At 62.0% G+C, this 13,465-nt stretch carries 13 protein-coding genes and 2 tRNA genes; 10 read left to right on the plus strand and 5 right to left on the minus strand.

Annotated elements, in window-relative coordinates:
* Nucleotides 1–74: 74 nt before the first annotated feature.
* The 3 genes from ACTHLA_RS15620 (at nt 75) to ACTHLA_RS15630 (ending at nt 2,267) form a co-directional block, all read left to right on the plus strand.
* Entirely contained in the window at nt 75–1,967 is a 1,893-nt protein-coding gene (locus ACTHLA_RS15620) for a polysaccharide lyase family protein (RefSeq protein WP_440191442.1), read from the plus strand.
* 109 nt (nt 1,968–2,076) lie between these two features.
* Nucleotides 2,077–2,151 (plus strand) — tRNA-Gly (locus ACTHLA_RS15625).
* Between the two features lie 41 nt (nt 2,152–2,192).
* Nucleotides 2,193–2,267 (plus strand) — tRNA-Gly (locus ACTHLA_RS15630).
* 16 nt (nt 2,268–2,283) lie between these two features.
* On the opposite strand, the gene ACTHLA_RS15635 is transcribed toward ACTHLA_RS15630, so the two are convergent.
* Nucleotides 2,284–3,036, minus strand: a complete 753-nt coding sequence (locus ACTHLA_RS15635; RefSeq protein WP_440191445.1) for a Crp/Fnr family transcriptional regulator — start codon at nt 3,034–3,036, stop codon at nt 2,284–2,286.
* A gap of 202 nt (nt 3,037–3,238) precedes the next feature.
* Between ACTHLA_RS15635 and ACTHLA_RS15640 the strand changes: the two genes are divergently transcribed.
* Nucleotides 3,239–4,018, plus strand: coding sequence for a sensor histidine kinase (locus ACTHLA_RS15640; RefSeq protein WP_440191448.1), 780 nt, complete (start codon nt 3,239–3,241; stop codon nt 4,016–4,018).
* Here the strand turns inward: ACTHLA_RS15640 and ACTHLA_RS15645 are convergent, their stop codons facing one another.
* Together ACTHLA_RS15645 and ACTHLA_RS15650 are read right to left on the minus strand one after the other, a co-directional pair.
* Nucleotides 4,019–5,446, minus strand: a complete 1,428-nt coding sequence (locus ACTHLA_RS15645; RefSeq protein ID WP_440191451.1) for a GH1 family beta-glucosidase — start codon at nt 5,444–5,446, stop codon at nt 4,019–4,021.
* A 108-nt stretch (nt 5,447–5,554) separates the two neighbouring features.
* A complete protein-coding gene (locus ACTHLA_RS15650) occupies nt 5,555–6,541 on the minus strand; it encodes a 2-hydroxyacid dehydrogenase (protein WP_440191454.1) in 987 nt (328 codons plus the stop codon).
* Between the two features lie 243 nt (nt 6,542–6,784).
* Between ACTHLA_RS15650 and ACTHLA_RS15655 the strand changes: the two genes are divergently transcribed.
* The 6 genes from ACTHLA_RS15655 (at nt 6,785) to ACTHLA_RS15680 (ending at nt 11,310) form a co-directional block, all read left to right on the plus strand.
* The gene (locus tag ACTHLA_RS15655) at nt 6,785–7,342 is read left to right on the plus strand and encodes an SH3 domain-containing protein (RefSeq protein WP_440191457.1); all 558 of its coding nucleotides are present in this window, start codon (nt 6,785–6,787) and stop codon (nt 7,340–7,342) included.
* A 139-nt stretch (nt 7,343–7,481) separates the two neighbouring features.
* Nucleotides 7,482–7,997 (plus strand): 3-hydroxyacyl-[acyl-carrier-protein] dehydratase FabA, encoded by a 516-nt coding sequence (fabA, locus tag ACTHLA_RS15660; RefSeq protein ID WP_440191460.1) that lies wholly within the window; start codon nt 7,482–7,484, stop codon nt 7,995–7,997.
* 52 nt (nt 7,998–8,049) lie between these two features.
* Nucleotides 8,050–9,273 carry a beta-ketoacyl-ACP synthase I gene (gene fabB, locus ACTHLA_RS15665; protein WP_440191462.1) on the plus strand — a complete coding sequence of 408 codons (1,224 nt, stop codon included), beginning with the start codon at nt 8,050–8,052 and terminating at the stop codon, nt 9,271–9,273.
* Between the two features lie 45 nt (nt 9,274–9,318).
* On the plus strand, nt 9,319–10,134 hold the full coding sequence (locus ACTHLA_RS15670; RefSeq protein WP_440191465.1) for an enoyl-ACP reductase FabI: 816 nt from the start codon (nt 9,319–9,321) through the stop codon (nt 10,132–10,134).
* A gap of 592 nt (nt 10,135–10,726) precedes the next feature.
* Nucleotides 10,727–10,918: a hypothetical protein gene (locus ACTHLA_RS15675; protein WP_440191468.1), complete on the plus strand. Its 192-nt coding sequence runs from the start codon at nt 10,727–10,729 to the stop codon at nt 10,916–10,918.
* Complete coding sequence (locus ACTHLA_RS15680) at nt 10,915–11,310, plus strand: metallopeptidase family protein (RefSeq protein ID WP_440191471.1); 396 nt, start codon at nt 10,915–10,917, stop codon at nt 11,308–11,310. Before ACTHLA_RS15675 ends, ACTHLA_RS15680 begins: the two co-directional genes overlap by 4 nt.
* Here ACTHLA_RS15680 and ACTHLA_RS15685 read toward each other — a convergent pair.
* Entirely contained in the window at nt 11,307–12,560 is a 1,254-nt protein-coding gene (locus tag ACTHLA_RS15685) for a multidrug effflux MFS transporter (RefSeq protein ID WP_440191474.1), read from the minus strand. The genes ACTHLA_RS15680 and ACTHLA_RS15685 overlap by 4 nt on opposite strands.
* 111 nt (nt 12,561–12,671) lie before the next feature.
* Complete coding sequence (locus ACTHLA_RS15690) at nt 12,672–13,355, minus strand: glutathione S-transferase family protein (RefSeq protein WP_440191477.1); 684 nt, start codon at nt 13,353–13,355, stop codon at nt 12,672–12,674.
* Nucleotides 13,356–13,465: the final 110 nt, after the last annotated feature.

The raw sequence follows: 13,465 nt of genomic DNA on the forward strand, positions 1-13,465 counted from the left end.
CAGGAAGGTGATTGCTGAGGCGTGTAATTGCGCATAAATGCTTATTTATGCGCAATGCTTCAGGGGACGCCATCATGTTTCGCGCCTTCACCATCGCCGCCCTGGCGGTCTTCGCTGCTTCCGCTCACGCCGAAGCGCCGGTCACAGCGACGCAAGGCGCCGGGACGATCACGCTCGACAATGGCCTGATCCACGTCGTTGTGGACTCAAACACCGGACAGGTTACATCGTTCCAACAGATGTTAGATAAGCCCACAGAGCTGATCGCCAAGGGCCAGTCGCTGTATTGGGACGCCAATGGCGAGCCGGACGCGCCGCCTGCCGGGGTGGATGTGCCGAAAAAAGGCTACTACCGCCCGCCACAGCATGAGGGGCTGGCGAAACTGGCCTCGGCGACGCCCGATCTGGCCGATGTCGAGGTCGAGGCGCCTCCGACGCCCGCCTTTCCGTTCGCGGTCGAATATCATTTTGTCATGAAGAAGGGCCTGTCCGGGCTTTACGCCTATGCCGCGCTGCGCCATCCGGCGGATCAGCCCGCCGCGACCCTGTATCAGACGCGCTTCGTCTTCCGCACCGCCTCGGACGACGCGGTCTTCAACTACTGGACCGTCGGACGCGGCAAGACGATCCGCATCCCGCGCGCCGGGATCGTCAGCAAGGTCACCGATGCGACCTGGCTTCTGTCGGACGGCACGGTCAAGACCAAGTACCTGAACTCGGTCTATTTCGCCAAAACGCCCATCTACGGCACGCTGGGCGTCGAACCGTCAGGCAGTCACGGAATCTGGATGATCGAACCGTTCGGCGACTATCATAATGGCGGCCCCAGCCGTCAGGGCCAGACCGTGCATGACGACGTGCTGCTGCGCGTGGTGCAGGACACGCATTTCGGCTCCTCGCCGGTCAAGGTTGCGGCGGGCGAGACCTGGAGCAAGGTCTATGGCCCGTTCCTGATCTATGCCGACCGCGCCGCCGATCCGAACGCCTTGTGGGACGACGCCGAACATCAACTGGCGGCGGAGCGTGCGCAATGGCCCTACGGCTTCGTTACCGCGCCCGACTACGTCAAGGCGCGCGGGGCCCTGACGGGTAAGGTCGCGCTGGACGGCCATGTCCCGGATCATGCGCAGGTCATCCTGTCCGATCCCGATCCGAAGGTGGTCTGGACCGCACAGGCCAAGGGTTATAACTATTGGTCGAACGTCAAGGCCGACGGCAGCTTTGCGATCAGCAATATCGTTCCGGGCCGCTACACCTTGTATGTCGATGGCGCCGATCAGCCGGATGATTATATCCAGACCGGCATAACCGTCGCCGCCGGTCAGAGCGCGATCCTGCCGCCGATCGACTGGCGCAGCGAAACCCACGGCAAGACCCTGTGGCAGCTTGGCGTTTTCGACCGCACGGCGGGCGAGTTCCGCAATGGCGACGACGCGCGCGGCTATCAGATGTTCGCGCGCTATCCTGAGCAGTTCCCGCACGATGTCGATTTCACCATCGGTAAGAACAATCCGAAGACCGACTGGAACTATGCGCAATGGTCCTGGTACGCGCAGAACCCTGTCTGGCGCCTGCGCTTCGACGCGCCCGCGCAGACCGGGCAGGCGACTCTGACCATCGGCGTCGCCTCGGCCCAGCCCGCGCACGGCAGGCTGACCGATGTGCAGGTCATGCTCAATGGCCAGCCCATCGGCGTCATTGCCCTGCCTAAGACCGGCACGGCGGGCTATCGCGGCGGCAATCAGGATTCGCCGTACAATGTCGTGCGCTTGACCTTCGACGCGGCGCTGATCAGGGCGGGCGAGAACGATCTGACCTTAGGCTTCGCCAGCGCCCAGCCCTTCCCGCCCGCCAGCGCCTATGCGCCGTCGAACGAGAACGACGACGATGATGCAAAGCCGGGAACGAAGAACCCCGGCCAGATCATGTATGACGCCATCCGGCTGGAGGTTGCGCCGCGACAGTAGCCGCTAAATTTTCACAGGATTCGGCGAAATGGGCCTTGCCAAGCTTTCGGGCTTACGTCTATAAGGCCCGCCTCACCGGCGGGAAGTCTCTTTCCGTATTGGATTATGAGCGGGCGTAGCTCAGCGGTAGAGCGCCACCTTGCCAAGGTGGATGTCGAGAGTTCGATCCTCTTCGCCCGCTCCAATCCTTCGTGTTCAGGTCTGTTTGCGCCTGAAATCAGATGAGCGGGCGTAGCTCAGCGGTAGAGCGCCACCTTGCCAAGGTGGATGTCGAGAGTTCGATCCTCTTCGCCCGCTCCAATTCTTCCCTTTAAATTCAATCCGGGCCGGTCGGGTAGGCGCCCAGCACGGTTTTGAAGTGCGCGCGCGTTATGTCGTTGCAGGCGCAGGCGGTGCGCCGCAGCCCCTTCATATCGCTGATGCAGATCAGGCGGCGGCGGTTGGACAACAGCCCGGCCTTGCGCAGGCGGCTGAGAACGCGCGTGACATAGCTGCGCCCAACGCCCAGCATGCTGGCGAACTGCTCCTGCTCCAGGCCGATATCGGGCGATCCCGTGCGTTCGGCGACCGCAATCAGCCACTTGGCCGCCCTTTGTTCGATCGTGTGCGAAGCGTTGCAGGCGACCGACTGAAACACCTGGGCCATCAGACAGTCCGAATAGCAGACCAGAACCTTGTCCAGTTGCGGCCAGGCGGCGCGCGCCTTGTCGAGATCCGCCACCGAAATGCGTAAGGACGGCCCCGGCGTCTGCGCCTCACAACGCGCAAAGGCGGGCAGGCTGCCGTGCGAAACAACGCCGCTGACCGCGCCTTCACGACCGATCAGGCCGGTTTCGACCGTCGATCCGTTCGGCAGCACGACCAGATAGGACACCATGGTCCCGTTGCACGGAAAGTAGGCGTATTTCACGGTTTCGCCGACATCGACCAGAATGTCGCCGCGATCCAGATGCACGGCCTCCATATCGGCGGCCAGCTTCGCGCTGACGCCCTCGTCCAGAAGACTCAACAAGCTGTTATCGCGCATCAGGGTTTGGATGTGCGCCTGTCTCTGTATCCGCAAGGGCATAAGGCTCTCCGTCGCGTGCGTACACTGTTGGACATACAGGCTGGAGAAAACTGGATATGATTGCGATGGGCCTCCGGCAGAAGAGCGCTTTCTTTTCCATAAAATTTCGCCTTTCCAGCCACTTGGCCGTTGCAAAACGGCATTGAAGGAGACGGAGCTGCGCTCCGCGCCACACCATGACGCCATGCTCAACGACGCAAACATGACAAAAGACGGGGCCGAACTGGCCGAGGCGATCCGCCGCGCCGAAGCCGCCGAGCGCGCCAGCCGCGCCAAATCCGACTTTCTGGCCGTGATGAGCCACGAAATGCGCACGCCGCTCAGCTCCATCACAGGCGCCGCCTATCTGCTGGGCCGCGCGCCGGAACTGTCGCCGCAGAGCCGCAAGCTGGTCGAGACGCTGAAGGCGGGCGCGGACAGCCTGCTGGCCCTGCTCAACGACTTTCTCGACATTTCAAAGATCGAGGCCGGACGGCTGGCGCTTGAGGCGGCGCCTTTCCGGCTGTCGGACATGCTGCGGCAGGTCGAAACCCTTATCAAAGCGCGACTCAATGGCGACGCTGTGCGCCTGCGCGTTGACTGCGTCGAACCGGCGCAACGCCTGCCCGTCGGCGATGCGCGCCGCCTGCAGCAGGTCGTCATGAACCTGGCGGCGAATGCGGTGAAATTCACCTCGCACGGCGAAATTGGTATTACAGCCGTTCTTACGATCACGGACGACAGGTCCGGCGTCCTGCATCTTTCGGTCAGCGACACAGGCATTGGCATCGCGCCGGAGCGCCTGACCGACGTGTTTGAGCCGTACACTCAGATTCATGGCGTCGGGGCGACCCGGCAAGACGGCACGGGACTGGGTCTGAGCATCGTGCGGCATCTGGTGGACGCGATGCAGGGCCAGATGCGCGTCGAGAGCGCGCCGGGCGTCGGCACAAGCTTCGCAATAACGATTCCCGTGCAGATGACGCCCGAACGCGCCGGGTAACTATACGATCCGCCCCTGACGGATCACCTCCTTGTACCAGAGGGCGCTCAGTTTCGGCGTGCGCTTCTGGGTGGCGAAATCGACATAGTGAATGCCGAAACGCTTGCCGTAGCCGTCGGCCCACTCGAAATTGTCCATCAGGCTCCACAGGAAATAGCCCTTGAGCGGGTAATCCTCCACGACAGCGCGACGGACATTTTCGAAATAGTTGCGCAGGTACATGACGCGGTCGGCGTCGTCGATATGGCCGTTGACGATGGCGTCGTCCGCCGAGGCGCCGTTTTCGGAGATGTAAAGCGTCTTCGGGCTCCACAGCTCGCTGACCATGCGCGGCCCCCAATAGGCGACCTCCGGCCCGACCACCAGCCAGGGCGAGGCCATGCGCGGCGAATCGGCATTGTGCGGGATGACCGCATAGCCTTTGGGGCCGTCGTCGGCGCGCACCCATTCCGGGGTGTAGATGTTGAGCGCGACGAAATCGAGCGGGCTTGCGATAATCGCCATATCGCCGTCCTTCACCTTCGGCGCGGCCTTGCCCTGTTCGCTCAGATAGGTGTCCAGATAATGCCCTTCCATGATCGCGGTCAGGAACATGGCGTTCATTTCGCACGTCGCCTTTTTGGCGGCGGCGACGTGTTCGGGGGTATCCATGACCGGACAATAGAAGGTGGTGTTGTCGGCCAGCCCGACCTGGGTTCCGGCCCTGGCATGGGCGCGGATCGCCTGCACGCCGAGGCCGTGCGCCAGCACGCCGTGGTGGCGGACCTGATTGACGCCTGCCGGGTCCAGCTTCAGGCCCGGCGCGTGAATGCCGACCTGATGGCCAAGATCGGTAAAGCAGCGCAGCTCATTGACCGTCATGATATTATGCACGCGGTCGGACAGCTTGTCGGCCATAAAGCCGGCATAGTCGGCAAAGGCGTAGGCGGTGTCGCGGTTCTGCCAGCCGCCCGGCAGGGCCTGCGGCAGATCCCAGTGGAACAGGGTGACATAGGGATCGATCCCCGCCGCCAGCAGCGTATCGACGACCTTGTTATAGTAGTCGATGCCCTTCTGATTCGGCTGGCCGCGGCCTTCGGGGAAGATGCGCGACCAGGCCAGCGACATGCGATAGGTTCCGACGCCGAGATTCTGCATCAGCTTCACGTCTTCGGGGTACAGGTGATAGCTGTCGCAGGCGACGTCGCCGTTGTCGCCATTGGCGATCTTACCCGGCGTATGGCTGAACACGTCCCAGTTGGTCTGGCCGCGTCCATCCTCATGGACCGCGCCCTCGATCTGATAGGCGGCGGTGGCGACGCCCCAGCGAAAATCCTTGGGGAAGCTCAAATCCATGGGCGCGGCTTTCGCCGCCGCAGGCGCCAGGCCCGCCGCCGCCAAGGCCGCCGCAAAACCCTGTCCCAGTCGCCGTCTGTTGATCTCAGTCATGGTATCCTCTCTATTGTGGTGTTTTATTGTTGAGAGAACATCCAACTTTTCGACGCTGTTCGCAACTCGATTTAGCCGCGTCTTATGTGCGATCCGATCTGCGCCGCCTTACAGCATCGCCGGTATGACCCGGTCCGGCGGGCGGTGGCCGTCCTGGAAGGTCTTGACGTTGAGAATGACGCGATCGCCCATATCCTGACGCGCCTCGATGGTCGATGAGGCCATGTGCGGCAGCAGGATGGCGTTGGGCAGGCCGATCAGTTCGGGGTTGATCGCCGGTTCGCGCTCATAGACGTCGAGGCCGACGCCCGCGATGCGCTTTTCGCGCAGCATGGCGGCCAGCGTTTTTTCGTCGACGATCTGGCCGCGCGCCGTATTGACGAGGATGGCGTGCGGTTGCAGCTTCGACAGGCGCTCGCCGCTGAGCAGGTGATGCGTGCCGGGGCCGCCCGGACAGTTGATCGACACCACGTCCATGCGCGACAGCATCTGGTCGAGATCGTCCCAGTAGGTTGCGCCCAGTTCATCGGAAATGCGCGGCGAGACCGGTTTGCGGTTATGGTAATGCACGCTCATGCCGAAAGCGCGCGCGCGTCGGGCCAGGGCCTGACCGATCCGGCCCATGCCGACAATGCCCAGCCGCTTGCCATAGATGCGCCGCCCCAGCATGAAGGTCGGCGACCAGACGGAGAATTCGCCCTTCTGCACCAGTTCGGCGCCTTCGACGAAGCGGCGCGACACGGCCAGAATCAGCCCCATGGTCATTTCCGCCGTGTCTTCGGTCAGCACGCCTGGCGTATTGGTGACGATAATCCCCTTTTCCGCCGCCTTGACGATGTCGATATGGTCGTAACCGACGCCGAAATTGGCGATCATTTTCAACCGCTCGGGCGCAGCGTCGAAAAAGTCCGCGTCGAGCCGGTCGTTGAGCGAGGTCACCAGCACGTCCGTATCCTGCGCCGCCGCCAGCAGCTTGTCGCGCGGCATGGGCGAAAGGTCGAACCAAAGCGTTGTGTTGAACAGCTCGCGCATGCGGGTTTCGACCGCATCGGGCAGTTTGATGGTCAGAACGACCTTGAGTTTAGCATTGCTCATGCGCGCCTTTATGGTCTTGTCGCGATCGCCCCGGTCTTCCCTTTACCGAAGCGGCGCCCTGAAAATTAGTCTTCTGTTTACCAAATCTGAACGCTTGGTGCGGATGCTGCGGAACGGTCGCGACGGCGCGCCGTCCTCATCGTCATCGTTACAGTTTTCGCGCTCATGTCCGAAGCCCGTTCATCATCAGAGTCTTCCGCGCACATAAGCGGTTTGCCGACGCGTTTTCAAGTCCAAAGCGGGATGGCGGCGATCGGCTTTGCGCTGTTGCTGATCGCGGGTTCGCTGAGTCTGAGCGGCTGCAAGGCGCACGCCGACGCCGAACAGAGTTACGACACGCCCTCCGGCCTGCCCGTGCCGCGCTGGGCGGCCCTGCGCGCCAAGGAGGTCAACGCCCGCAACGGCCCCAGCACCGATAACGCCGTGCTGTGGACCTACAAGCAGCCGGGTCTGCCGGTGCAGATCATTTCCGAGACCCGCGACTGGCGGCTGATCTGCGATCCATCGGGCGGCGTCGCCTGGGTGAGCCGCACGCTTCTGACCAATCGCAAGCAGGTGCTGACGCCCGCGGGGCAAAAGGTGCAGATACGCGCCGATCCGAACGAAACCTCCGTCGTCAAGGCGGTGGTGCAACCGCGTGCTCTTGTTGGCCTCGACAAGTGCGACAAGGCCTGGTGCCGTGTTTCCATTGACGGCGTTACCGGCTGGCTGCCACAGGCCCGGCTCTGGGGCGCGCAGGACGGTCAGGTCTGTCAGCGCCCCGACCTGCTGACAGGCCTCGGCCCGCCGCCAGCGTCCTGACAGCGCGCCGAAATCGTTACAAACGCCGCAAAGGGGTTGAGCCGAAGGCCCGCCTCGTGTAACGCATCCTTCCTTGAAATTACGTATTGACGCATCGACGACGCGGCGGCGCCGGGATGCCTGGAGCCTTGAAAACCGCATGAGCGATCGTCCTTCCTCCTTCTCCTACGAAGACCTGCTGGCCTGCGGCCGGGGCGAGATGTACGGCCCCGGCAATGCGCAATTGCCTGCGCCGCCCATGCTGATGATGGATCGCATCAATATGATCGACCAGACGGGCGGCAGTCATCACAAGGGCTATATCGAGGCCGAACTCGACATTTCGCCGGAACAATGGTTCTTCGCCTGCCACTTCATCGGCGATCCGGTCATGCCGGGCTGCCTTGGCCTCGACGCCATGTGGCAACTGGTTGGTTTTTACCTCGGCTGGCTCGGCCATCCGGGCCGCGGTCGCGCGCTCGGCGTCGGCGAGGTCAAGTTCACAGGTCAGGTCACGCCGGACGTGAAGCTCGTCACCTACAAGATCGACATGAAGCGCGTCATGGCCGGTAAATTGATCATGGGCATCGGCGACGGGGTTGTTGAAGCCGACGGCAAACCCATCTATCAGGCGTCGGGCCTGCGCGTCGGTTTGTTCGACGCCAAAAGCCTGTAAGCCGCTCAAGACGGCGCGGGATCACCACAGGGAACTGAATTAGGACGTTTATATGCGTAGAGTCGTCATTACGGGCTTGGGGATCGTATCTTCCATCGGAACGGGCGCTGACGAAGTCACCCGGTCGCTGCGGGATGCGCGTTCCGGCGTCGTTTTTGCCGAGGATTATGCGCGTCTGGGCTTTAAATGTCAGGTCCACGCCGCGCCGACGCTCGGCGACTGGACGGAGCTGGTGGATCGCCGCGCGGCGCGCTTCCTGTCGCCGGGTCTCGCCTATGGCCATATCGCCATGGAGCAGGCGATCGCTTCCGCCGGGCTGGAAAAAGACCTGATTTCCAATGACCGCACCGGCATTATTTTCGGCGCAGGCGGTCCTTCGACCAGCGCCATTGTGGCGGCGGCGGATGTCACGCGCGAAAAAACCTCGCCCAAGCGCATTGGCCCGTTCGCCGTGCCCAAGGCCATGTGTTCCGGCCCCTCCGCGACGCTCGCCACCTGGTTCGAGATCAAGGGCGTCAACTATTCGATCTCATCAGCCTGCGCGACCTCGGTGCATTGCATCGGCGCGGCGGCGGAACAGATCATGCTGGGCAAGCAGGACATGGTCTTTGCCGGCGGCACCGAGGAGCTGGACTGGACCTTGTCGGACATGTTCGACGCCATGGGCGCCATGTCCACCCATTTCAACGACAGCCCCGCCGTGGCTTCACGCGCCTATGACCGCGACCGCGACGGCTTCGTCATCGCGGGCGGGGCGGGCATGGTCGTGGTCGAAGACTACGAGCACGCCAAGGCGCGCGGCGCCAACATCATCGCCGAAATCGTCGGCTATGCGGCCAATTCGGACGGCTATGACATGGTGGCCCCGTCGGGCGAGGGCGCCGAGCGCTGCATGAAGATCGCCTTGAAAGAGGCGGGCGGGCGCCGGATCGACTATCTCAACCCGCACGGCACCTCGACCCCGGTGGGCGATGAAAAGGAGATGGGCGCAGTGCGCGCGGTTTTCGGCGATCAGACGCCGATGATCTCATCGACCAAGTCGCTGACCGGCCACAGCCTCGGCGCGGCGGGCGCGCAGGAGGCCATCTACTGCCTGTTGATGATGCAGAACGGCTTCGCCGCTGAGAGCGCGCATATCGAGAATCTCGATCCGGCCTTCGACGGCATGAACATCCTGCGTCAGCGCCATGACGGGCCGCTGGGCACCGTGATGTCGAACTCATTCGGCTTCGGCGGCACCAACGGCACGCTGATCCTGTCCCAGGAAGACCTGTAAACAAGAAGACCTGTAAAGAAGACCTTTAAAATAAGAGAGACACGCATGTCCGACGACTGGAATTTCCCCAAGGGCGAGCTGATGAAGGGCAAGAAGGGCCTGGTCATGGGCGTCGCCAATGACAAGTCCATCGCCTGGGGCATCGCCTCGCAACTGGCGGCGCAGGGCGCGGACATGGCGTTTTCCTATCTGGGCGAAAGCCTGCTGCGTCGCGTCGGGCCGCTGGCCGAATCGATCGGCGTCAAGCATCTGATCGAATGCGACGTCACCGACGACGCCTCGATGGACGCTGCGTTTGCGAAGCTGAAAGAGATTTATGGCGAGATCGACTTCGTCATCCATTCGGTCGCCTTCGCCAACAAGAACGAGCTGCAGGGCTCGTTCGTCGAGAACACCTCACGCGAAGGCTTTTTGCTGGCCATGAACGTCTCGGCCTTCTCCTTCGTCGATGTGTCGCGTCGCGCCGCCGAGCTGATGCCGAACGGCGGCTCGCTGGTCACGCTCAGCTATCTTGGCTCGGAGCGCGTGATTCCGAACTACAACACCATGGGCGTCGCCAAGGCCGCGCTCGAAGCCTCGACGCGCTATATTGCGCGCGACCTCGGCCCTAAGAAGATCCGCGTCAACGCCATTTCGGCGGGCGCCATGCGCACCTTGTCGCTGGCGGGGATTTCCGGCGGCCGCTCGCTGCACGCCAAGTCGGGCCAGTTCTCTCTGCTCAAGGAAGAAACCTCAATGGAGGGCGTCGCTGGCGCGGCCCTGTGGCTGGCCTCGGACCTTGGCCTGTCCACGACCGGCGAAGTCGTCCATGTCGATGCGGGCTTCCATGTCGTCGGCCTGCCGGAAGACATCGAAGGTTAGGTTATGCCGCGATGTCTGATCATCGCGGGACCGAACGGCGCAGGCAAGACGACGTTTGCGCTGAAATACCTGCCTATTTTGGGAATTCACAATTTTGCCAATGCGGATGAGATTGCGCGTGGTTTTGTCGCCGCTCGACGTATCACGAGCCCAAGGCAAGGCTGGCCGTTTATATCTTCAGCAAATAGAAGATTTTATCGAGGCGAGAGAGGATTTCGCCTTCGAAACGACCTTGTCAGGCTTGAGTTATCTTCGCACTCATTGAACGGCTCCAATGTGATGGCTGGGAAGTTGGGCTTTATTATCTTGCTTTGCATGACGTCGAAGTCTCCAGAGCGCGTGTGAAAGAACGCGTTCAGGCAGGCGGTCACGCTATTCCGAATGACGCCATTGATCGCCGTTATGGTAAAAGTTTGCGAAATCTCTTATATAGATACAGCATGAAGGTCGACAGATGCTTTTGCTATATAAATGACTTGCCTCTTGAGAAGCGAAGTTCCGCAGATAGCTGGCTTGCGTTCACAAACATCGGCGAAGTTCGTTTAATCGGGAATAAAGAGCTTTTCAATTTGATCGTGCGGAAGGCTACGCAATGACATCCATCTCAAAGCCAGCCCTCCAAATGGCTGAGGAGGAGTCGCACGATGCGTTGAACGCACTCCAGGATGCCGTAGTGGAGGCCATCGAACGCAAACGCAGGCTAGGCCAGTACTGGGTTGTATGGGACGGCGAAAAGCCTGTCGAAATTCATCCTGGCGATCATTCCAAAACCGCCGCCGAATGAGCTTCGGCCTTCCACCGTCTTTAGGCGATATCGAAACCCTCGCGCGGGCGACGCTGGAGAAGCTGCCGCAGCCGTTCGCCGGCTATCTGGACGGCGTGGTGCTGGTGGTCGAGGACTTCCCGCCGCAAGACATGCTGGATCAGCTTGAGATCGACGACCCGTTTGAACTGACCGGGCTCTACACCGGGCGGCCTGTCGAAATGGAGGCCATGACCGGCGATATGCCGCCAATGATCCATCTGTTTCGTCGTCCGATCCTCGATGAATGGGCGGCGTCCGGCGTCACGCTCGAAGCTCTGGTCGCCCATATCCTGATCCACGAAGCCGGGCACCATTTCGGTCTTAGCGACGACGATATGGGATGGATGGAGGCGGAGTTGGCGCGCGCCTAGTTGCGGTACATCTTGCCGCGTTCCGCCAGCACGATCAGGCTCATTGACACAACGCCGCACAGAAGCGCGCCGAAGGGCAGGATCCAGACATGGCCGGTCCAGCCCTGACCGATCAGCGAGGCCAGCAGCCCGCCACCGACGGTGGTGACCACGCCTTGCAGCGAGGCGGCGGTCCCGGCGACATGGCCCATCTTCTCCATCGACACAGCGTTGAAGTTGGAATTCGACAGGTTCATCGCGCCCATGGTCAGAGCCTGCAAAATCAGGAAGCTCATTATGGTCTCGAACCCCAGCAGCGCCCAGATCGTGTGCAGCAGGGTGAAGACGATAAAGGCCGTCAGGGTGGTGTGCGAAATCCGCTTCATGCCCAGCCGTTCGACCAGCGAGGCGTTGACCAGCGAGGCGACGCCCATGGTCCCGGCGCAGCCCGCGAACACCAGCGCCATCAGGGACGGTTTGTGAAACACGTCGGTGAAGATCTGCGGCATCAGCGCGACATAGGCCAGCAGAGAGCCCGTCAGCACCATGACCGCCAGCGTGTAGAACAGCGACGATGGCTCAGTGATGATGAACCAGCTCACGCGCTTCAAATGGCCGGGATCGGGGCGGTGGCGGCGCTCCTGCGGCAGGGTTTCGGGCATGCGCAGCCACGCCCACAGACCGGTCGCCGTCCCGATCAGCGACAGGGCGAAGAAGATGGTTCTCCATGGCGCAAAGCTCAGGATGGCTTGGCCGAAACTGGGCGCCAGCACCGGCGCCAGCAGAAACACCATGACGCTGAGCGAGGTCACCTTGGCCATGGTGCGGCCGGAATAGAGGTCGCGGATGATTGAGCGGCTGACCACATTCGAGGTCGCGGCGCACACGCCCTGCACCAGACGCAGAACCAGTAGGATGGCGAAGTTCTGGCTCAATCCGGCCAGCACGCCGAGCAGCACATAGAGCGCGATGCCGAACAACAAAACGCGCTTGCGGCCCAGCCAGTCGGACAAGATGCCGAAGATCAACTGACCGACGCCCAGCCCCATGAAATAGATCGAAATGATCCATTGCAGGCTGTTCTCGTTGGCGACATGCAGGTCGCGGCCAATCACCGGCAGGGCGGGCAGCATGGAATCGATGCCGAGCGCGCCCAGCGCCATCATTGACGCGATCAGGGCGACGAACTCGGCGAAGCGCGGCGCCTTGGACGCGGGCGGCGTGGCGACCGGTTGCGGCGCGGGATCAAGCAGGGCGGCGGGAGCGGACATACTGCCGCAGCCTATAGGCGGTTTCCGCCGCTGTGGCGAGAGGCGAGGAGAGCGCCGCCGCGCAAGAGCTATTACCGTTTCTTTCCAACAGGCGCGGCGGCGTGATCGTGGCTATTTCGCTCTTAGGTCTTCAATAACGGTCCCGACGCGCGCCATTTCGTCGTCATGGCTGGCGTCGCGCTGGGTTTCGGCAATGCCGGCCATGTACCAGGCCTGCATGGCCGGTTCAGCCAGCATGCGGTCAACATAGGCGCGCGCCTCCGCGCTGAGGTCGAAGCCAAGTCCATAGGTCTGGATACGGAAGACGACCGGCGCGTAAAAGGCGTCCACCGCCGTAAAGCGCCCGCCCGCCAGATAGGGACCGCCGAAATTGGCGAGGCCGTAGCGCCAGATTTCGTCGATGCGCGCCAGATCCCGGATCAGAGCAGGCGGCGTGTCGAACAGTTTGATACGCACGCCGACCGTCATCGAGCAGATGGAGCGCAGGGTGGAGAAGCCAGAATGCATCTCCGCCGCCGCCGAACGCGCATAGGCGCGCGCTTCACGGCGATCCGGCCAGACCAGTTTATGGTCTTCGGCGACATATTCGACAATGGCCAGCGAATCCCAGACCGTCACCGCGCCATCGACAAGGCAAGGAACCAGGGACGATGGCGAAAACGCCTTGAAGGCGGAGTTATCCGGCGCAAAATAATGCATATGCTCCGTAAACGGAATATTCAACGCTTTGAGCAAAATCCACGGACGCAAGGACCAGGACGAGTAGTTCTTGTTGGCGATATGCAGGTCGTACATCGGGCGCTCCTTGGCTTGCGAATGGCCGCACCTGTGTCGCGCAGACGATATAAAAACGCCAGAGGGAAATTCTGCGCCAAACGCTTAGACGGCCTATTGCGTTAAGCCGG

This window comes from Asticcacaulis sp. (assembly GCF_051956075.1).
In the GTDB taxonomy this organism is placed as follows: Bacteria; Pseudomonadota; Alphaproteobacteria; order Caulobacterales; family Caulobacteraceae; genus Asticcacaulis.